Origin of the sequence: Amycolatopsis sp. Hca4, assembly GCF_013364075.1 — a bacterium.
Lineage (GTDB): Bacteria > Actinomycetota > Actinomycetes > Mycobacteriales > Pseudonocardiaceae > Amycolatopsis.
On record NZ_CP054925.1, the window covers coordinates 697,951 to 717,663 of the forward strand.

General features: G+C 71.7%; 15 protein-coding genes and 2 pseudogenes. 3 read left to right on the forward strand and 14 right to left on the reverse strand.

The window, feature by feature from the left end:
- Positions 1-53 precede the first annotated feature (53 nt).
- Entirely contained in the window at positions 54-1,055 is a 1,002-nt protein-coding gene (locus HUT10_RS02820) for an SPFH domain-containing protein (protein ID WP_176169729.1), read from the forward strand.
- Positions 1,052-1,921, forward strand: a complete 870-nt coding sequence (locus HUT10_RS02825; RefSeq protein WP_176169730.1) for an NAD(+)/NADH kinase — start codon at positions 1,052-1,054, stop codon at positions 1,919-1,921. The genes HUT10_RS02820 and HUT10_RS02825 overlap by 4 nt, the downstream gene beginning before the upstream one ends.
- An 87-nt stretch (positions 1,922-2,008) precedes the next feature.
- On the opposite strand, the gene HUT10_RS02830 is transcribed toward HUT10_RS02825, so the two are convergent.
- The 13 genes and pseudogenes from HUT10_RS02830 to HUT10_RS02890 form a co-directional block, all read right to left on the reverse strand.
- The gene (locus HUT10_RS02830; protein WP_176169731.1) at positions 2,009-4,231 is read right to left on the reverse strand and encodes a glycoside hydrolase family 15 protein; all 2,223 of its coding nucleotides are present in this window, start codon (positions 4,229-4,231) and stop codon (positions 2,009-2,011) included.
- A 133-nt stretch (positions 4,232-4,364) separates the two neighbouring features.
- On the reverse strand, positions 4,365-5,060 hold the full coding sequence (locus HUT10_RS02835) for a TetR/AcrR family transcriptional regulator (RefSeq protein ID WP_176169732.1): 696 nt from the start codon (positions 5,058-5,060) through the stop codon (positions 4,365-4,367).
- Between the two features lie 70 nt (positions 5,061-5,130).
- A pseudogene (locus HUT10_RS02840) lies at positions 5,131-6,230 on the reverse strand (glycerate kinase).
- Positions 6,227-6,604: a gamma-glutamylcyclotransferase gene (locus HUT10_RS02845; RefSeq protein ID WP_176169733.1), complete on the reverse strand. Its 378-nt coding sequence runs from the start codon at positions 6,602-6,604 to the stop codon at positions 6,227-6,229. The pseudogene HUT10_RS02840 and the gene HUT10_RS02845 overlap by 4 nt, the downstream one beginning before the upstream one ends.
- A gap of 9 nt (positions 6,605-6,613) precedes the next feature.
- Positions 6,614-8,059, reverse strand: coding sequence for an NCS2 family permease (locus HUT10_RS02850; RefSeq protein ID WP_176169734.1), 1,446 nt, complete (start codon positions 8,057-8,059; stop codon positions 6,614-6,616).
- Positions 8,060-8,167: 108 nt separating this feature from the next.
- Positions 8,168-8,650, reverse strand: a complete 483-nt coding sequence (locus HUT10_RS02855) for a nucleoside deaminase (RefSeq protein WP_176177638.1) — start codon at positions 8,648-8,650, stop codon at positions 8,168-8,170.
- Positions 8,651-8,671: 21 nt separating this feature from the next.
- Positions 8,672-10,942, reverse strand: a pseudogene (gene pucD / locus HUT10_RS02860) (xanthine dehydrogenase subunit D); the annotation flags it as partial.
- Positions 10,939-11,409 carry a (2Fe-2S)-binding protein gene (locus tag HUT10_RS02865; protein ID WP_176169735.1) on the reverse strand — a complete coding sequence of 157 codons (471 nt, stop codon included), beginning with the start codon at positions 11,407-11,409 and terminating at the stop codon, positions 10,939-10,941. The gene HUT10_RS02865 and the pseudogene pucD, both read right to left, overlap by 4 nt.
- A complete protein-coding gene (locus HUT10_RS02870; RefSeq protein ID WP_176169736.1) occupies positions 11,400-12,269 on the reverse strand; it encodes a xanthine dehydrogenase family protein subunit M in 870 nt (289 codons plus the stop codon). The genes HUT10_RS02865 and HUT10_RS02870 overlap by 10 nt, the downstream gene beginning before the upstream one ends.
- Before the next feature lie 193 nt (positions 12,270-12,462).
- Positions 12,463-14,151: a glyoxylate carboligase gene (gene gcl, locus HUT10_RS02875; protein ID WP_176169737.1), complete on the reverse strand. Its 1,689-nt coding sequence runs from the start codon at positions 14,149-14,151 to the stop codon at positions 12,463-12,465.
- A 1-nt stretch (position 14,152) separates the two neighbouring features.
- Complete coding sequence (locus HUT10_RS02880; protein WP_176169738.1) at positions 14,153-15,040, reverse strand: NAD(P)-dependent oxidoreductase; 888 nt, start codon at positions 15,038-15,040, stop codon at positions 14,153-14,155.
- Positions 15,037-15,846: a hydroxypyruvate isomerase family protein gene (locus HUT10_RS02885; RefSeq protein ID WP_176169739.1), complete on the reverse strand. Its 810-nt coding sequence runs from the start codon at positions 15,844-15,846 to the stop codon at positions 15,037-15,039. Before HUT10_RS02885 ends, HUT10_RS02880 begins: the two co-directional genes overlap by 4 nt.
- Before the next feature lie 808 nt (positions 15,847-16,654).
- Positions 16,655-17,065: an Lsr2 family protein gene (locus HUT10_RS02890; RefSeq protein ID WP_176169740.1), complete on the reverse strand. Its 411-nt coding sequence runs from the start codon at positions 17,063-17,065 to the stop codon at positions 16,655-16,657.
- 217 nt (positions 17,066-17,282) lie between these two features.
- Between HUT10_RS02890 and HUT10_RS02895 the strand changes: the two genes are divergently transcribed.
- Complete coding sequence (locus HUT10_RS02895; protein WP_176169741.1) at positions 17,283-18,155, forward strand: class I SAM-dependent methyltransferase; 873 nt, start codon at positions 17,283-17,285, stop codon at positions 18,153-18,155.
- A 229-nt stretch (positions 18,156-18,384) separates the two neighbouring features.
- Here HUT10_RS02895 and dinB read toward each other — a convergent pair whose 3' ends face one another.
- Positions 18,385-19,575, reverse strand: coding sequence for a DNA polymerase IV (dinB, locus tag HUT10_RS02900; protein WP_176169742.1), 1,191 nt, complete (start codon positions 19,573-19,575; stop codon positions 18,385-18,387).
- Positions 19,576-19,713: the final 138 nt, after the last annotated feature.

The window sequence follows — 19,713 nt, forward strand, 5'->3', positions numbered from 1 at the left end:
GACGATTAGCGAGCCGACCCCATATCGTCACCCCGACGATAAGAGGAGGCTCCATGGCTGACATCGACCGCCGGTTCGGGTTCCGGCACCTGCGCGGTGCCCCCACCGTGCACATCCGCCACTACCGCCGCGGGCAGCTCGCGCACGACGGCGTCGGGCTGTCCTTCTGGTACCGGCCGCTGACCGCGGTCGTGTCGGAGGTGCCCGTCGACGACCGCGAGCTGCCGCTGCTGTTCCACGCCCGCACGGCCGACTTCCAGGACGTCACCGTCCAGCTCGCGCTCACGTTCCGGATCGAGGACCCGGCGCTCGCCGCGCAGCGCATCGACTTCTCCATCGATCCCGACACCGGCCGCTGGCGAAGCGACCCGCTGGCGCAGATCAGCGGGCTGCTCACCGAGAACGTCCAGCAGTACGCGGTCGAGGTGCTCACCCGCACGCCGCTGGCCACCGCGCTCGTCGACGGCGTCCGCGCCGTCCGCGACCGGATCCGCGCCGGCCTGGCCGAGGAGGACACGCGGCTCGCGCAGACCGGCTCAGCCGTGATCGACGTCCGCGTCGTCGCGATCCGGGCCGAGCCGGAAGTCGAGAAGGCGCTCCAGACGACCGCGCGGGAGAAGGTGCAGCAGGAAGCCGACCGCGCGACCTTCGAACGGCGCGCGCTCGCCGTCGAACGCGAACGCGCGATCAGCGAAAACGAGCTGCAGAACCAGATCGAGCTGGCCCGGCGTGAGGAGCAGCTGCTCGCCCAGCGCGGCGCCAACGCCCGGCGCCAGGCCGAGGAAGCCGCGGCGGCGAACCGGATCGAGACGGAAGCGCAGGCGTCCCGCGAAGAGCGGTTGACGCAGGTGAAGGCCGACGGACGGCGAGCGCTCGGCGAGGCCGAAGCCGCCGGGGAAGCGGCCCGGCTGGCGGCCTACCGCGACCTGCCCGAAGGCGTGCTGACCGGGCTGGCGCTGAAGGAACTGGCCGGCAACCTGCCGCAGATCGAGAGCCTGGTGCTCACGCCGGACCTGCTGGCGCCGTTGCTGACGAAGCTGGGCATCCGCTCGTGAGCCTCGCCCCGCGGGTCGTGCTCGTGCACCGCCGCACCGAGCTCGACGAGCTGGTCGCCCGGCACGGCACCCGCGGCCAGGCCGAGTTCTTCCTCCGCACCCGCGGCCGCGACCTCGCGGAGGTCGCCGCGGCGGACGCGGCCCTGCGCGCCGCTCTCGCCGCGGCCAGTGCGGCCATCCCGCTGGACTGGCGCCGCGGCGAGGTCGAACGCGCGGACCTCGACCGGTTCCTCTTCACCCCGGAGGACGTCGTCGTGGTGGTCGGGCAGGACGGCCTGATCGCCAACGTGGCCAAGTACCTCGACGGCCAGCCGGTGATCGGCGTCGCGCCCGGCGCGCCCGGGGTCCTGGTCAAGCACCCGGTCGAGGCCGTCGCCGATCTCGTCCGCTCGACGACGGACGTCGAGCACCGGACCATGGCCGAGCTCGTCGCCGACGACGGCCAGCGGCTGCTCGCGCTGAACGAGATCTACCTCGGGCACGCCGGGCACCAGACCGCCCGCTACCGGCTGGGGGTCGGTGGCGGGCGGCCGGAACGCCAGGCGTCCTCGGGCATCCTGGTCGGGACGGGCACCGGGGCCACCGGCTGGTGCGGGTCGGTGTGGCAGGAGCGCCACAGCGGCCTGGCCCTGCCGGCCCCCGGGGAGGCCCGGCTCGTCTGGTTCGTGCGGGAGGCGTGGCCGTCGCCGACGACCGGGACCACCTGCACCGAAGGGGAACTGACGCGGGCGCCGCTGACGGTCGAGGTCGAATCCGACCGCCTGGTCGCGTTCGGCGACGGCCTCGAAGCCGACACCGTCGCCCTCACCCGCGGCCAGACGGCGACCTTCGCCCCCGCGGCGAAAACCGTCCGCCTGGTCCGGTGACGGAACGGACGACACGCGTGCCTGGGCGGACGACACGCGTGCCTGGAGGGACGACACGACGAGGGGGCGTGTCGTCCCTCCGGCCGGTCAGGTGCCGTAGCGGGCCTTGACGATCGACGGCGTGTCGAGGTTCTGGCCGGCGTCGATGTTCTGGGCCAGCCGCAGGTACTGGCCTTCGGCCCACATCAGCGGGCCCGCGCTGCCTGTCGGGCGGCCGAGCCCGAAGCAGCCGACGTCCGCCCGGTCCCAGACCTGCTCGGGGACGAAGTAGCCGTCGTTGACCGAGTCCGCCATGGACTTGAGGTACACCGCGGCCGAGCGGCCGTTGGCGAGCTCGTACTGCCCGCGCTCCCCCGACAGCACCGGCCACAGCCTGCCGAAGCGCTGACTGCCGTTCGCGGGCCAGCCGCTGCAGTTCGCCGTGCTCTCGCCGTAGTTGTCGTGCGGGTAGCGGTGGAAGTAGACGTCGCCGTTCGGGAGGGTCACCTGCACCGCCGAGTTGCCGTCGGACGCGGCCGCCGTCGGGGCCACCGAGTTCGCGATCGTCGCGTCGCCGGCCGGGCGGATGCCGAGGCGGACCAGGTCGAGGAAGCCGAAGTCGGTGACGTCGTGCTCGTAGAAGCAGCCTTCGTCGAAGCAGATCGTGGCCGTGTCGTTGGGGTTGCCGGCGCGGTCGAGCCGCTCGTAGTACGTGTGGCCGCCCCAGTAGCCGGACGTCGTCACGGTCCAGCCGGCCAGGGAGTTGCGCCAGGAGTCCGCTGTGGACTCCCAGGCCGCGGCGCTCGCCGTGTCCCCGTTGGCTCGGGCGATGGCGCCGGCCGCGATCAGCCCGGCGATCTCCGCCGCCACCGAGGACGGTGACTTGCCGTACTGCTCTTCCCAGCGTTCGGTGGTGTCCGGGCCGGTGGCGGCGATGTGGTTCGCCGTCGTCTTGACCTTCGCGTAGGTCGAGGCGTCGGTGAGGCCGGTCAGCCAGGCCAGGAGGACGGCGTTCGCGTCCTGGTCCAGCTGTTCGCAGCACCCGAGCTGCTGGGCGCTCGCCCCGGCCACCCCGGAAACCGGGCTGTAGCGGGGGAACGAGCCGGCCGGGTACGTCGTGCCGTCACCGGCCGTGGGGCTGCCGATCCACTGGGAGTTCCAGAGGAACTGCGCCATCCGCTTGGCCTGGGCGCTGTCCCCGGCGGCCAGCAGACCGGTGGCCTGCTGGTAGAGGTCGCGGCCCCAGACCCGGTGGTAGCCGTCGTTGAGGTGGTCGCCGTTGGTGAAGTCGCCCCAGGGGGTGGCCAGGCCCGCCACGCTCGCTCCCGGGTGCTGCTTGTCTTCCGCCGTCTTCAGGGCCATGGCCGCGACGTAGTAGGTGCGGCGTCGCTGGGTGTCGCCGGAGACGCTCGCCGGTGCCGGCTTCAGGCTGCCGACGTAGGAGTTCCAGCCGCTTCGGTAGGAGGCGGACACCGCGCTGAAGCCACTGCTCAGGGAGGCACTCGCCGCCGAGCTCGCGGCGGCGGCCGTGGCACCGTAGCCGAGGGCGACCGTGAACGTCGTGTCCGTCCCGACCGGGATCTGGCCGCACTGGACCACGTTGCCCGTTCCGGAGATGTTGTCGAACTGGTTGTTCAGGGTCTTGTCCGCGCGGAGGTCCACCAGGCAGTCGCTGGCCGCGCCGGCGTAGCCGTTGTCGTGAGCGGTGAAGCCGGTCGAGGCCCGCAGGGCCGAGACGACCGTGGTCGCGGTTCCGCCGAAGAGGGTTTCCGTACCGCTCGCCACGAGTCCGGTGCCGTCCCACCAGGCGTTGTCGTTGGCTCCGCCGCCGGCCATCGAGGGGTTGGCCAGGAGGTAGAGGCGGTAGGTCCCGCCGTCCAGGGACTGGAACCGGGTGTTCGTGACCAGGGTCGCCCGGGCCGGGTCGGTCACGTAGTTCGTCGTGATGCGGTACTTGCCGCTCTTGGCCGTGTTCGTGATCGTGTACTGGAGGGCCTTCTCGTCGGGCATGGTCACGACGTGGTTCGTGGCGTCCCGCTCCAGGTCCACGAACGTCGAGCCGTCCGTGACGACGTACTGCATGTCCTGCATATCGGGGACGTCGGCCCGGGGGTAGAAGACTTCCGAGGTGACGCCGTTGGCGACGGTGAACCAGACCGGGCTCGCCGTGGTCGTCGATGTTCCCAGCGCGGATTTGTTGCCGGTGGCCCAAGAGGCTCCTCCTCCGCAGCAGTCCGTGGCCGTTCCGCTGGCCTCGGCCGTTCCCTGGAGGGTTGCGGCCAGCAGGATGCCTGCTCCGGTACCGGCCAGGACGGCTTTCCACCTGATCATCGGGGTCCTCCGACGTCGTTGTCGTCTCAATATGTTGTTGGTCGCAACATATTGAGGGTTCGCCGGGTGACAAGCAATGTCCGATTGGGCTGGATCGATTCAGATCGGCTGCGCCGACACGCCGGCGACCTGTCTAGGCGTTGGCGATGCGGTCCAGCCACTCGGCCAGGAGGGTTCGCTCAGCCGCGGTCAGCGCCGTTGCGCCGTCCAGGCCGGCCCGCAGGGCGATCGCCCGCTGCGGGAGGTTCGACCCCTTCTCCTCCTCGACACCGGTGAGGATGCGGGTCAGCACCGTCTCCCTCGCCGTGGCCGAGAGTTCGGGGTCGCGGTCGGCTTCGGGCGTCGCGATCTGGGTCAGGACCACGCCCATTCCGGCCGCGTGGTACAGCCGGGCCGCTCGCTCGACGCCCACTCGGAGCCGGCCCGCGGCCGCCACCCGCTCGACCTTGGCCCGCAGCATCGCCTCCGCCTCCTGCGCCGCCGGCGACGTGCGGCCGGGGCGGGCGTCGCCGTACATCAGCACGTAGAACTCCGGGCGGGCCAAGCCGAACTCGATGTGCAGGTCCCAGCCGCTGCGGAGGTCCTCGACCGGGTCGTTCGTGTCAGCGATGGCGCGCTTGCTCTTGAGGTACTCGTCGAAGCCGTACGCCGCGACCGCGTCCAGGAGGCCGTCCTTGTCCCCGAACAGCCGGTACAGCGCCGGCGGCTGGACACCCGCCGCCGCGCTCACCGCACGGGTCGACAGGCCGTCGCGGCCCTCGGCTGCCAGCAGGGCCGCCGCCGCCTCGAGGATGCGGGTGCGGTTGTCCTCCGCCGTCTTCGTCGCCATGGTTTCGATGATAACAAGTCATTGGTAGCGACTGTTCGGTATCGACCGCCCGGGTCGAGACCCAGCCGGCTCACCTCGACAGCGAGAAGTAGTCCTCCGCGACCCGGTGAGCCAGCCGGCGGAGCAAGGGCGCCGCCTCGGTCATGCAGCGTGCCGGGTCCGGTTCCAGGTCCGTCAACGCGTACGCGGCCGAGATGCCCGCGCCCGCGAGCTGGCTCGCCGAAAGCCGGCAGCGTCCGGACACCGCCACGCACGGGATGCCCCGGGCCGCCGCGGCGCGGGCCACGCCGGCCGGGGCCTTGCCGGACAACGTCTGCTCGTCGAGCGATCCTTCGCCGGTGATCACCAGTGCGGCTCCGGCCAGTGCCTCCTCGAAGCCGAGGAGGTCGAGCAGGAGCTCGATGCCGGGCCGCACGCGGGCGCCCAGGACCGCCATCGCCGCGAAGCCCACTCCCCCGGCCGCTCCCGCGCCCGGGCGGTCGGCGAACTCCGGACCGGCGATCGAAGCCCAGTGGCGCAACGCCGCTTCCAGCGTCTCGACGTCGGCCGGGGACGCGCCCTTCTGCGGGGCGTAGACGGCCGCCGCGCCGCGGGGACCGGTCAGCGGGTTGTCCACGTCGCTCGCCAGCTCGATGTCCACTTCGGACAGTCCGGACAGGTCCAGCGCCGCGAGGTTCCGGAGCGCCGCACCGCCCGGGGGAGGTCGCGGCCGTCGCCGTCGAGGAGGCGGGCGCCCAGGGCGGTCAGCATCCCGGCGCCGCCGTCCGTACCGGCGCTGCCGCCGACGCCGAGGACGATCCGGCGGCAGCCCGCCCGCAGGGCCGCGGCGATGACGTCGCCGGTTCCCACACTGGTCGCGTCGAGCGGGGCAGGCGCTCCGGGCAGGCGGTGCAGCCCGGATGCCTCGGCCAGCTCGACGATCGCGGTGTCCCCGCGGACCCCGTAGGACGCCGTCACCGGCGCCCCCGTCGGTCCACGGGCCGGGACCCGCACCCGCGAGTACCCGGCGGCGACGGCGGCGTCGACCGTTCCCTCGCCGCCGTCGGCCACCGGGAGCGTGGTCACCGCCGCCGCGGGGTGGGCGGCGGCCAGGCCGGCCGCGAGCGCCGACGCCACCTCCGCCGCGGTCAGCGAGCCCTTGAACTTGTCCGGGGCGACCAGGACCTTCACGCGCTCGCCTTGAACGCCCGCCAGTCGCCGACCTCGGTGATGTCCCGCAGGGCCACGTGCGAGGTGTACGGCCGCCGCAGCAGCATCGCGAACGCCGAACTCCCGTCGGCCAGCTCCACCACGCCCAGCTCCAGCTCGTGCGGCTCGGCCGGGAGCACCTTGTCGCGCAGGTCGTCCAGGGACACGTCGTAGACCTCGCCGGTCACCGCGGCGCCACCGTGGGACACCGGGTACAGCGCCGGGCACTGGTCGCCGACCGCGTAGAAGCGGTACTTCGGGGCGGTGTCGGCCACCGCCACGAACGGCGAGCCGTCGAGCAGGTGGTGCAGCGGCTCGCCGCGCATGGCGCCGCCGTTGAAGAACATCAGGGCCACGGGAACTCCTTAGCGGAAGAGGGCTTCGACACCGTCGATGGCGAAGTACACCGCGAACACCAGCGCCAGCAGGGAAAGCAGCCAGCCGGCTTCGCGCCACTTGCCGCGGCCGAACTTGATCAGCACGAACGCGATCAGGCCGGCGCCGACGCCGTTGGTGATCGAGTAGGTGAACGGGATCAGCGCCGCGGTCAGGAACACCGGGATCGTGTAGTCGGGGTCGTGCCACGGGATGGTCCGGCACTGCGCGACCATCATCGCGCCGATGACGACCAGCGCGGGCGCGGCGGCCTGGGCCGGGACGACCCCGGCCAGCGGGGTGAACAGCAGCGTCCCGGCGAACAGCAGGCCGGTGACGACGCTGGCCAGCCCGGTCCGCGCACCCTCGCCGACGCCGGCCGCCGATTCCAGGAACACGGTGTTCGGCGAGGAGCCGGTGACGCCGCCGGTGATCGCCCCCGCGCCGTCGACCAGCAGGATCCGGCCCATCCGCGGCACCTTGCCGTTCTTCGACAGGCCGGCTTCGTCGGCGACGCTGGTGATCGTGCCCATGGCGTCGAAGAAGCCGGACAGCACCAGGGTGAACAGGAACACCGTGGCGGCGAGCGCGCCCGCCGAGGCGAAGCCGCCGAACAGGTCGATGTGGCCGAGGAGCCCGAAGTCCGGTGCCGCGACCACGTGGTCCGGCAGCGCCGGGGTGGTGAGGCCCCAGCCGCCGACGCCGAACCCCTCGTGCAGCACGACCGCGAACAGCGTGGCCACCCCGATGCTGATCAGCACCGCGCCCGGCACCTTGCGGGCCATCAGCACGATCATCAGCAGCAGCCCGAAGCAGAACACGACGATCGGCCAGCCGTGCAGGTGCCCGCTCGCCCCGAGCCGCACCGGGACGGTGGTCTGCGCCGAGTCCGGCATCCGGGTCACGAACCCGGCACTGACCAGCCCGACCAGGGCGATGTACAGGCCGATCCCGACGGTGATCGCCATCTTCAGCGGCCGCGGGATGGCGTTCATGATCCGCTCGCGGACCCCGCTGACGGCCATCAGCACGATGCACACGCCTTCGAGCACGACCAGCCCGAACGCCTGCGGCCAGGTCATCGACGGCGCCATCTGGAAGGCGACGATCCCGTTGATGCCGAGCCCGGCGGCCAGTGCGAGGGGCGCGTTGCCGACCAGTCCCATGAGGACGGTCATCACGGCGGCGGCCAGCGCGGTCGCGGTGGTCACCTGCGCGGCGGAGAGCCGGGCGCCGGTGATATCGGCGGAGGCGCCGAGGATGAGCGGGTTGAGCAGCACGATGTAGGCCATCGCGACGAACGTGGTGACGCCGCCGCGGACTTCACGGCCGATCGTGGTCTGGCGGGCGCGCAGTTCGAACAGCTTGTCGATCAGAGAACGGCGTTGTTCGGGTACTTCGTCGACTACTGGAGTGGGGACTTCCGTCTGGGTCATGCGTCCTGCCCTTGCCGGTGGGTGTGCTCGGCCAGGCCAAGGCACAGCGCCGTGCCTGGGCGAGCGGGACGTTCGATTCGATTTGCTCCGGTCAGCTGGCCTTGTGGGTCAGTAGTCGGTGCGGTCGCTCTTGTCGAGCCAAGCCGCGAAGGGGGCGAAACCGTCCGTTGCGGACAGTCGCGTCACGGGTACCGTCCACGTTTCGCGGGGACGGTCGAAGAGTTCGTAGAAGGCGCGGTCGTCGAAGCCGGCCTTGGCCGCGTCGTCGCGGTCGGCGGCGAAGACGACCTTGTCCACCCGCGCCCAGAGCGCCGAGGACAGGCACATCGGGCACGGCTCGCAGCTGGAGACCAGCACGCAGCCGTCCAGCTTGAACGTGCCCAGCTCCTGGCAGGCCGCGCGGATCGCGACCACCTCGGCGTGCGCGGTCGGGTCGAGGTTCGCCGTGACGCGGTTGACGCCGGTGGCGACGACCTCGCCGTCGCGGACGATCAGCGCGCCGAACGGGCCGCCGCCGTTCTCGACGTTGTGCGTGGCGATGCGGACGGCTTCGTCCAGCCAGCGCTGCTCGACGGAAAGGGACGTGGTCATCTCAGACTCCGGTGATGTGCTCGGGCGGATCGGGACGCGCGGCAGCTCGAGGCCGGTGGCCGCGCGGATGGCGTTGGCGATCGCGGGCGTCGCCGAGATCGTGGGCGGCTCGCCGACGCCGCGGACGCCGTAGGGCGCGTGCGGGTCGGGCCGTTCGAGGACGTCGACGCGCATCGGCGGCATGTCGAGGATGGTCGGGATGAGGTAGTCGGTGAACGACGGGTTCCGCACCTTCCCGTCCTGGACCAGGATCTCCTCCATCACGGCGAGGCCGAGGCCCTGCGCCGAGCCGCCCTGGATCTGGGCGACGACGGCGTCGGGGTTCATCGCCTTGCCGACGTCCTGGGCGCAGTCGAGCTGCACGACCTTGACCAGGCCGAGGTCCAGGTCGACGTCGACCACCGCGCGGTGGGCCGAGAAGCCGTACTGCACGTGGGCGTCGCCCTGGCCGGTCTCCGGGTCGAGGGGGAAGGTGGGGCGGTGGTGGAACTCGCGGGTCTCCTCGATCGCGGTGTCGCCGAGCAGTTCGGCCAGGTCCGCGACGACTTCGCCGTCGGCCGCGACCACCTTCCCACCGGTCAAGGACATGCTTTCGGCGGTGACGCCGAGCCGGGCGTAGACGGCTTCGGCGACCGCGCGGCACGCGTTGCGGACCGCGCCACCGGTGACGTACGTCTGGCGCGACGCCGAGCTCGACCCGGCGTCGCCGACGCTCGTGTCGGCCGGGTGCACGCTCACCCGCGTCACGCCCAGCTCGGTGCGGGCGATCTGCTGCTGCAGGGTCACCAGCCCCTGGCCGACCTCGGCCGCGGCGGTGTGCACCATCGCCACCGGCTCGCCGCCGAGCACCTCCAGGCGGACGCGGGCGGTCGAGTAGTCGTCGAGGCCTTCGGCGTAGGAGATGTTCTTGATCGTCACGCCGTAGCCGACCCCGCGGACGACCCCCTCACCGTGGGTGGTGTTGGACGCACCTCCCGGCAGCTCCCGGATGTCGCGGTCGCCTGCGGGCACGGGCGGCAGCGGCAGGTCCCGGACCCGCTGCACCAGCTCGGCGACCGGCGCCGGGAAGTCGACCACCTGCCCGGTGACCACAGTGGACCCTTCGCTCAGGGCGTTGCGGATCCGCAGTTCCGCCGGGTCCATGTCCAAAGCGGACGCCAGCTTGTCCATCTGGGACTCGTAGGCGTACGTCGGCTGGACCGCGCCCAGGCCGCGCATCGCGCCGCAGGTGGGGTTGTTGGTGTAGACGCCCCAGCCCTCGATGTGGGCGTTCGGGACGTCGTAGGGGCCGACGCTCAGCGTGGTGCCGTTGCCGACCACGACCGGCGTCTTGGACGCGTACGCGCCACCGTCGAAGTAGAGCTTCGCGCGGACGTAGACGAGCTTGCCGTCGCGGGTGGCGCCGTGCTCGTAGTACATCTTCGCCGGGTGGCGGTGGACGTGCCCGAAGAACGACTCTTCTCGGTTGTAGCTCATCTTCACCGGACGTCCGGTCCGCAGCGCGAGCAGGCACGAGTGGATCTGCATCGACAGGTCCTCGCGGCCGCCGAAGGCACCACCGACGCCGGACAGCGTCAGCCGGACCTTCTCCAGCGGCAGGCCGAGGGCCTTCGCCGTCTGCCGCTGGTCGACGTGCAGCCACTGGGTGGCCAGGTAGAGGTCGACACCGCCGTCCTCGGCCGGCACCGCGAGCCCGGACTCCGGGCCGAGGAACGCCTGGTCCTGCATGCCGATCTCGTACACGCCGGAGACGACGACGTCCGCGGTGGCGTTCGGGTCGCCCTTGACGATCCGCTGGTGGCGGACCAGGTTCCCGCCCGGGTGCAGCTTCGGCAGGGTGTCGTCGTGCGCGGCCCGCTCGGGGTCGGTGATCGGCTCGAGGACGTCGTACTCGACGACGATCTCCTTCAGCGCCTGCCGCGCGATCTCGGGGTGGTCGGCGGCCAGGATGGCGATCGGCTCGCCCTGGTAGCGGACCAGGCCGTCGGCGAGCGCGGGGGTGTCCTGGTACTTGAGGCCGTAGACGTTCTCGCCGGGGACGTCCTCGTGCGTCAGCACGGCGTGCACGCCCGGCTGGGCGAGCGCGCGGGAGACGTCGAGGCGGACGATCCGGGCGTGCGGGTGCGGGCTGCGCAGGGTGGCGCCCCACAGCATGTCCTCGTGCCACAGGTCCGAGGAGTAGGCGAATTCGCCGCGGACCTTGAGCGTGCCGTCCGGGCGCAACGGGCTCTCGCCGATGCCGCCGGCGATCGTGTCGTGCAGCTCCTGCGGGGAGCGGGCCGGGGCGCTCATCGGACGGCCTTCTTCGCGGCCGCGTCGCGGACGGCGTCGAGGATCTTCTCGTAGCCGGTGCAGCGGCACAGGTTGCCGGCGAGGGCCTCGCGGATCTCGACGTCGCTGGGGTCCGGGACGCGCTCGATCAGGTCGTGCGCCGCGACCAGCAGGCCGGGCGTGCAGAACCCGCACTGGACCGCGCCCTTTTCGACGAACGATTCCTGCACCGGGTCGAGGTCGTCGCCGGACGCCAGGCCCTCGACCGTGACGACCTCGCGGCCTTCGGCCTGCCCGGCCGCGACCAGGCACGCGCACGCCGGGACGCCGTCGAGGTAGACCGTGCAGGAGCCGCATTCGCCCTGTTCGCAGGCGTTCTTCGAGCCCGGCAGGCCGAGCCGCTCGCGCAGCACGTAGAGCAGGCTCTCGCCTTCCCAGACGTTGTCCGCCCGGCGGTGCTCGCCGTTGACGGTGACGTTCACGCGCACTTCGCGCTCCCCTCGCAGTATTCGGTCCAAGCCCAGGTCAGCGTCCTGCGCGCCATGACCCCCAGCGCGTGACGGCGGTAGGCCGCACTCCCCCGGACGTCGTCGATCGGCGACGCGGCTCCGGCGACCAGGTCACCGAAGCGCCGCTTCACCGAGTCGGTCAACGCCCGCGGCGACTCCCAGTCCAGCTCCCCGGCCAGGAACTCTTCGGCCTCGAAAGCCCGGCGTGGGGTGGGCGCGGCCGAGCCGACGCCGGTGCCGACCCGCTTTTCGGCGGGGTGCAACGCCAGCCCGAAGGCCGCGACCGCGATGACCATCGCGTTGCGGGTGCCGATCTTGCTGAACTGCTGCGGTCCCGTGGCCGGTTCGACGAGCACGGCCGTGATCAGCTCGTCCGGCTCCAGGACATTCCGCTTCACGCCGGTGTAGAAGTCCTTCGCCGCGACGATCCGCGTCCCCCGCACCGAGGCGATTTCGACCTCGGCGTCGGCGGCCAGCAGCGCCGGGTGCGAGTCGCCGGCGGGTGAAGCCGCGCCCAGATTGCCCCCTACGGAACCGCGGTTGCGGATCTGCGGGGAGCCGACGGTCCGCGCGGCCATCGCCAGCCCGGGCAGCCGGGCACCCAGCTCCGCGATGATCCGGGTGTAGGGCACGGCCGCGCCGATCCGGATCCGGCCGCCGTCGCTGCCGTGCTCGTGCAGTTCGGGGACGCGCCCGAGGTCGAGCAGGGCTTCCGGACGGCGGTGGTCGAAGTTGAGCTCGACCATCACGTCCGTGCCGCCGGCGATCGGGACCGCACCGGGGTTCGCGGCGCGCGCGGCGAGCGCGTCGGCCAGCGAGGCGGGTCGGAGGAATTCCACTGTGGACGTCCTTTCGGGGCTGCTTCGTGAAGAAGTACACACGCTGGGGTGTGGCCGCGACCACGGCAAAACCCCTGAAAGACGGGTAAATTTACGGCCCCGGTTTGTACTTTCCGACAACCGCGCGATCGCGGACGCGCAACGGCCGCCGCACGAGGTCAGGTCTCGGGCGGCGGCCGTGGTCACGCGGGTGTCACGCGGGTTCGAACTCCTTGACGGCGTCGAGCGCGGCCCCCATGGCGGCGTTGCCTTCGCGTTCGATCATGATCTCGACCAGGACCGGGCGGCTGGTGCGCTCGGCCTCCTTGCGCGCCCACTCCAGGGACGTCCGGATCTCCCCCGGCTCGTGCACCCGGGTGCCGGAGCAGCCGTAGGCCTCCATGATCTTGACGTTGTCGGTGCCGTTCGCGTCGTAGTGGATGTCGACTTCGAAGTTCATGTCGTAGCCGGTCTCGGCCTGGCGGATCAGGCCGAGGTACTCGTTGTTCAGCATGATCAGCACGAACCCGACGTCGTACTGGGCGGCCACCGCCAGCTCCTCGACGAGGAACTGGAACGAGTAGTCGCCGACCACGCCGACTACCTCGGCGCCGGGCCGCGCCTTCTTGACGCCGATCGCGGCGGGGATCTCCCAGCCGAGCGGGCCGGCCTGGCCGCACACCTGGTAGTGCCGCGGCTTGTGCGCCTTCTGGAACTGGCCCGACCAGATCTGGTAGAGCCCGATCGCGGTGACGAAGTAGGTGTCCTCGCCGAAGGTTTCGTTGATCTCCTTGAAGACCCGCGGCGCCTTGATCGGCAGGCTGTCGAAGTCGTCGCGCCGCGGCAGCGCCTCCTTGAGCTCGCCGATCCGCCCGACCCACGCGCGCCGGGGCGGCACCGAGCGCTTCTCCAGCGCCGCCAGCAGCGCGTCGAGGAACTCCCGCGTGTCCGAGACGATCCCGAGGTCGGGGCCGAACACCTTGCCCAGCTGGGTGGGCTCGATGTCGACGTGGATGAACTTCCGGTCCCCGCGGTAGACCGACAGCTCGCCGGTGTGCCGGTCGCCGAACCGCGCGCCCAGCGCCAGCACCAGGTCGGCCTCCAGGAAGGCCGCGTTCGCCCAGCGCTGCGACGTCTGGATGCCGGCCATCCCGGCGAACAGCTCGTGGTCCTCGGGGAAGCTCCCCTTGCCCATCAGCGTCACCTGCACCGGGACGTCGAGGCGCTCGGCCGCGGCCCGCAGCCGCTCGCTCGCCTCGCCGAGGACCACCCCGCCGCCGGCCAGGATCAGCGGCCGTTCGGCGGCCAGCAGCAGGTCGAGGGCCCGCTCGACCCGCGCGGGTGCCGGGGTCACCCGGGTCACCGGCAGCGGCGAGTCGATCGAGGAGTCCCACTCGATGTCCTGCTTCTGCACGTCGATCGGCAGGTCGATGAGGACAGGGCCGGGACGGCCCGAGCGGGCGACCCGGAACGCCTCGCGGAAGATCCACGGCAGCTGCGCCGCCTCCTTGACCTGCACCGCCCACTTCGTCACCGGCTTGGCGATCTCGACGATGTCGACCGCTTGGAAGGCTTCCTGGTGCAGCTTGGTCGTGGCCGCCTGGCCGGTGATGCAGATCATCGGGATCGAGTCCGCGTGTGCGGTGTAGAGCCCGGTGATCATGTTCGTGCCGGCCGGGCCGGACGTGCCGATGGCGACACCGACGTTGCCGTTCGTCCTGGCCCAGCCGTCGGCCATGTGGGTCGCGCCCTCTTCGTGGCGGACGATCAGGTGCTCGATGGCCCGGCCTTGCAGGGCGTTATACAGCGGGAGGATGGCAGCGCCGGGGCAGCCGAAGACGGTGTCGACGCCTTCGCTTTCCAGGACGTCGACGACCGCCTGCATCGCGGGGATTCTGGGCATGTCACACCTCCGCCGGGACGCGGCCCGACAACTGTTCGGCGACCTTCAGCAAGGCCGAGTGGTCTTCGGCGCCGTACCCCATGGCCCGGCCGGCGGCGACGAGCTGGGCGACCAGCCCGGTGAGCGGGAGCGCGACGCCGGCCTGCCGGGCGGCGGCCAGCGCGATCCCCATGTCCTTGTGGTGCAGGTCGATCCGGAAGCCGGGCGCGAACTGCCGGTCCACCATGGACTTGCGCTTGAGCTCGAGGATCCGGCTGCCCGCGAGGCCGCCGGCGAGCACGTCGAGCCCGGTGGCGGCGTCCACACCGGACGCTTCCAGCAGCACGATCGCCTCGGCGACGAGCCCGTAGATCCCGCCGACGACGAGCTGGTTGGCGGCCTTCACGACCTGGCCGGCGCCGTGCGGGCCGACGTGCACGATCGTCTTGCCGAGCGCGTCGAGCACCGGCTTCGCGGCCGCGAAGTCTTCTTGCGCGCCTCCGACCATGATGGACAGCGACGCCTGCTCGGCCCCGGCCTGCCCACCCGACACCGGCGCGTCGAGGACCCGGATCTTCTTGTCCCGAGCCGCTTCGGCGACGGCGATCGACGTCTCCGGGCGGATGGTGCTCATGTCGATCAGCAGCGTGCCGGGCTCGGCGGTGTCCAGGACGCCGCCGTCGGCCAGCACGACCGCCTCGACCTGCGGGTGGTCCGGCAGCATCGTGATCACGACGTCGGCTCCGGCCACCGCGTCGGCGACGCCGGTCGCGGCCCGCCCGCCGTCGGCCTGCAGCTTCTCCCCCGCGGCCGGGTGGACGTCGTAGCCGCTGACGTCGTGGCCGGCTGCGACCAGGTGCGCGGCCATCGGGGCGCCCATCACGCCCAGTCCGATGAATCCCAGTTTCATGCTCGTCCCCTTCGGGTTTTCGGCAGCCAGGCGAGCGACGTGACGGTGTCGGGGTCGGGGACGTACTCGATCCCGACGAACCCGGCGTAGCCCGCGTTCTGCAGCTTCGCCAGGTGCCCCTCGATGTCCAGCTCGCCGGTGCCGGGCTGGTGGCGGCCGGGAGCGTCGGCGATTTGCACGTGCCCGATCCGGGCGATGTGCCGCTTCGCCAGTGCGTCGAGGTCGTCGCCGTTGACGGCCAAGTGGTAGAGGTCGGCCAGCAGCCGCACGTTGTCGCGCCCGAGGTCGTCGAGCACGGCCACGGCGTCCGCGGCGGTTTTGAGCGGATAGCGGTCCGCGCCGGAGAGCGGTTCGAGCACCAGCTGCGCCCCGATCCGCGCGGCGGCGTCGGCGGCCTTGTCCAGGTGCACGCGGGCCAGATCGTCCTGCTTGGCCGGGTCTTCGCCGTCGAGCCGGTTGCCGTAGAGCGCGTTGAAGCTGCGGCAGCCGGTGCGCTCGGCGATCCCGATGGCGATGACGAGGCTGTCGGCGAACTCGGTCTCGCGGCCGAGCCACGACACCAGGCCCCGCTCCCCCGCGGCCATGTCGCCGGCGTAGAAGTTCAGCCCCCGCAGGCGGACCCCGTCGAGGCTGCGCACGAAGGCGTCCACGTCCTCGCGCGCGGGCACCGCGGAGTCGAACGGCCACCAGTACTCGACGTCGGTGAACCCGGCCTCCCGCGCGGCGGCGGCCCGCTCGAGCAGCGGGACCTCCTTGAAGAGGATCGACAGGTTGGCGACGTACGGCAGGGAGTGACCTTCAGGCATCGCGACCTCGAATTTCGCTATCCGGAATTTTTCTTTCGCATATCGAGAATAGCTGCTGACCTGCGCCGGGGTCAACGCCCGGACGACGAAGGCGCCGCGACTCGAGTGAGTCGCGGCGCCTTCGCGCGGGCGGGTGGATGGTCGAACACTCGGACCGGCTCACCGTCCACAGTGAACTTGACCGATCGGTGTCCACAATGGTCACTGGAGGAGTTGATCGCCGAGCTGTCCGGGAACAAGGGTGCCGGCGGAGCAGAGGGACCTCGTCGGCCGGCGGACCGCAGGACCGGGGAGGATCGCCCGGAGCAGCCGCCCGTGGCGGAGGGTCGCGTCAACAGCTCGTAGTTCGAGGGCGTCCGCCTCGTCCGCCTCGTCGACGAGGCGCGGTCCGCGGCCACGATGCCACTACTGCGCAGGGGCCGCCGGGCGGGCGACGGAGGAACAGTCAGAAAGACCCGGCTCGGCCGGGCGCGAGGCGGCGCCGCCGGGCGTCACGCCGGGGAAAGGAGGCGGCCCGGTGGCCATCGAGGGAGGAGGCGGCCACCGGACCGGTGCTCCCGCGCGGTACCGGCCGCGCGGAGCACTGACAGTCTGGCCATCGGAGCCACTCCCGACAACCCTTCACCGCCCGCAAGGCGGGTCGACAGCCGTTCGGCGGCACCGGAACCGGCGTTGCCGTCCACTTCGCACCGGACCCGTGACGGTCAGGCACCGGGGGAACACCGAACGCCACCTGATGTCGCCTGGGCGACCACCGGCCGGCCGGGTGGCGCCGGCGGGCGTCTCCCGGCCGGCGCGGGCGCCGACTTCAAGCCTTCTTGCGGGTCGCTCGCTTGCGCGCCGGCTTGGCGTCGGCCGGCTCGGCCGCCGCGGCCTGGTCGGCCTCGAAGCCCGCGATGATCTCGCTGGACAGGCGGCCGCGCTCGGCCACCTCGTAGCCGTTCGCCTGGGCCCACTCGCGGATCTGGCGGTTGCGCTCGCGGTCGGTGCTCGCACCGGACGAGCCGCCAAGGGACTGGCCGGTCGCGAGGCGGACCTTGCGGCCACCGATGCGCCGCGCGGCGGCGACGTAGCGAGCCAGCTCGTCCCGCAGCGCGGAGGCGTTCTCCTCGGACAGGTCGATCTCGTACGTCACCCCGTCGAGGCTGAAGGGGACGGTCTGCGAAGCCTCGCTGCCGTCGAGGTCGTCCACCATCTGGACCTGCACCCGTTGCGCCATGATTCGTCGTTCCTCATCTTCTCCAGAACACGGTCGGACAGACCCTAACCTGTCGAATCATGCCCGGCACGCGCGACACCCTGAAGCGTCCACAATGGCCGCTCGGGCGAGCGGCTCGCCCGCGTCCAGGGTGACCGCAACCGAGCCGAAATGCTCGCACTGTTGAAGAAGATTCAATTTTGTGATATGCTCGAAATCCAATCGGTACCGTGGCGACATGACCCGAGCCGACTTTCCCGGTAATGCACCTCACACCAGTCAGACCGCCTTCCTGGCGGCCGCCGCGCGCGCGGCACATTTGCTCGTCGACGCCGAGCCGTTCGTCTTCTCCGATACCCTCGCCGCTCGCCTCCTCGGCGACCGCGCCGACGAACTCCTGGCTTACCATCGGCTCCACGGTACCCATCCGATCCTGGCCGGAGCACGTGCCGAAGCGGTGTGCCGGAGCCGGTTCACCGAGACGCGCCTGATGCGCCGCAATTCCGGTATAGACCAGTATCTGATTCTCGGCGCCGGCCTCGATTCGTTCGCGTATCGGACCTCCTCGCGACGATTCCGCGTGTTCGAGGTCGACCACCCGGCGACCCAGGCCGCCAAACGGGAACTGCTGGCCCGCGCCGGCGTCGCCGAACCGGTGTCGGTCACCTTCGTCCCGGTCGACTTCGAAGCCGAACCGCTGCGGGAACGGCTCGTCCAGAGTGGACTGGACCCGGTTCGCCCCGTGTTCGCCAGCTGGCTCGGTGTCACCATGTACCTGACCCCGGCGGCGATTGCCGCGGTTTTGCGTGAGCTCGGCGGATTCGCATCCGGTTCGGAAATCGTGGCCGACCACCTGCTGCCCCCGGAACTGCGCGACGCGGCCGGGAACGGCTACGTCGAAGCGGTCGGACCGGTGACCGCCGGGCGCGGAGAGCCGTGGCGCACGTTCCTGTCCCCCACCGCACTGGCCACCCTCCTGCACGACGCCGGTTTCGAAGTCGTCGAACAGGCCGGACAGCGGCAGAGCATCCCCGCGCGGCTGTGGCAGCGCACCGACGCACTGCGGCCCGCCGCACTTTCCGCACTGGCGCACGCGCGCCTGCCGAAGTGACCGGGTTACCCGCTCAGTCAGGCAACATCGGCATCTCGAGATCATCCGGACGACCGAGCAACACCGCCCGAGTCACCGCAGCCCTCCCGAACCGATCCCGCACCGCATCCAACGCCGTGTCCAACTCACTCGCACGCTGCCACTCGAACGGCAGCGCGGGCTGGGACCGGTCGCCCTCGACCAGCTGCCCTGGCGCACGCGCGCCTTCCACACCGACCGGCTTACCCGCTCAGTCGGGCAACATCGGCATCTCGAGATCATCCGGACGACCGAGCAACACCGCCCGGGTGACCGCAGCCCGCCCGAACCGATCCCGCACCGCATCCAACGCCGTGTCCAGCTCACTCGCACGCTGCCGCTCGAACGGCAGCGCGGGCTGGAACGGGTTGTCGTCGGCCAGGTTGGACAGGGACGCGCCCAGCAGGGTGATGCCGCGGTCGGCGATCAGCGGCAGGGCGGCGACGAGCAGTTCCCGGGCCGCGGCGAGCAGCACGCCGGTGCCCGCCGTCGGGTCCGTCAGCGTGTGCGAGCGGGTGGCGCGGGAGAAGTCGGCGAAGCGCAGCCGGATCGTCACGGTCCGGCACACGCGGCGGGCGGCGCGCAGCCGGCGGGCGATCCGGTCGATCAGGGCCACCAGCACGACGTCGAGCTCGGCCGGCGTCCGCCTGCCGCGGCCGAGGGCCCGCTGGGCGCCGATCGAACGCCGCCGCGTGCCGATCTCCACGCGGCGCGGGTCTTCGTTGTGCGCCAGGTCGTGCAGGTGCGCCCCGGCGCCCCGGCCGAGCAGGCCGACGAGGTCGACGTGCTCGGCGGCGGCCAGCTGCCCGACGGTCGTGATCCCGCGCGCCCGCAGCTTCTCGGCGGTGACCTTGCCGACGCCCCAGAGCGCCGAGACCGGCAGCGGGTGCAGGAACGCGAGCTCGCCGTCGTGCGGGACGACGAGCAGGCCGTCGGGCTTGGCGACGCGGCTGGCGACCTTGGCGAGGAACTTGGTGCGCGCCACCCCGACGGTGATCGGCAGCCCGGCCCGCTCCGCGACGGCCGCCCGCAGCCGTTCGGCGATGCGGCTCGGCCGCCCGCCGATCCTGGTCAACCCTCCGACGTCCAGGAACGCCTCGTCGATCGAGATGCCTTCCACCCACGGCGTCGTGTCGTGGAAGACCTCGAACACCGCCCGGCTGGCGGCCAGGTAGGCCGACATCCGCGGGCGCACGACGACCGCGTGCGGGCACAGCCGCCGGGCCTGCGCGCCGCCCATCGCGGTGCGCACGCCGTAGGCCTTGGCCTCGTAACTCGCGGCGAGCACGACCCCGCCGCCGACGATCACCGGCCGCCCCTTGAGCGACGGGTCGTCCCGCTGTTCGACCGAGGCGTAGAACGAATCGAGGTCGGCGTGCAGGATGGGCCCCTCGTCGGTCATAGAACATATGTTCGCATACCTGCGCGCCGAAGTCCGCTCATCCGCCTACCGCGGGTGACGTGCCGCCGGTCGAAACTGCGCGTTTTCACGGTTGTCGACGTTCTGTTGCCGCGCTCACACTCGACGCAACGAACGACC

What these genes read in the sequence shown, in the direction of transcription:
- HUT10_RS02820 (WP_176169729.1), top strand. Translation starts at nt 54, where the DNA reads ATGGCTGACATCGACCGCCGGTTCGGGTTCCGGCACCTGCGCGGTGCC.
- HUT10_RS02830 (WP_176169731.1), bottom strand. Translation starts at nt 4,231, where the DNA reads ATGATCAGGTGGAAAGCCGTCCTGGCCGGTACCGGAGCAGGCATCCTG.
- HUT10_RS02835 (WP_176169732.1), bottom strand. Translation starts at nt 5,060, where the DNA reads ATGGCGACGAAGACGGCGGAGGACAACCGCACCCGCATCCTCGAGGCG.
- HUT10_RS02850 (WP_176169734.1), bottom strand. Translation starts at nt 8,059, where the DNA reads ATGACCCAGACGGAAGTCCCCACTCCAGTAGTCGACGAAGTACCCGAA.
- HUT10_RS02855 (WP_176177638.1), bottom strand. Translation starts at nt 8,650, where the DNA reads ATGACCACGTCCCTTTCCGTCGAGCAGCGCTGGCTGGACGAAGCCGTC.
- gcl (WP_176169737.1), bottom strand. Translation starts at nt 14,151, where the DNA reads ATGCCCAGAATCCCCGCGATGCAGGCGGTCGTCGACGTCCTGGAAAGC.
- HUT10_RS02880 (WP_176169738.1), bottom strand. Translation starts at nt 15,040, where the DNA reads ATGAAACTGGGATTCATCGGACTGGGCGTGATGGGCGCCCCGATGGCC.
- HUT10_RS02885 (WP_176169739.1), bottom strand. Translation starts at nt 15,846, where the DNA reads ATGCCTGAAGGTCACTCCCTGCCGTACGTCGCCAACCTGTCGATCCTC.
- HUT10_RS02890 (WP_176169740.1), bottom strand. Translation starts at nt 17,065, where the DNA reads ATGGCGCAACGGGTGCAGGTCCAGATGGTGGACGACCTCGACGGCAGC.
- HUT10_RS02895 (WP_176169741.1), top strand. Translation starts at nt 17,283, where the DNA reads ATGACCCGAGCCGACTTTCCCGGTAATGCACCTCACACCAGTCAGACC.
- dinB (WP_176169742.1), bottom strand. Translation starts at nt 19,575, where the DNA reads ATGACCGACGAGGGGCCCATCCTGCACGCCGACCTCGATTCGTTCTAC.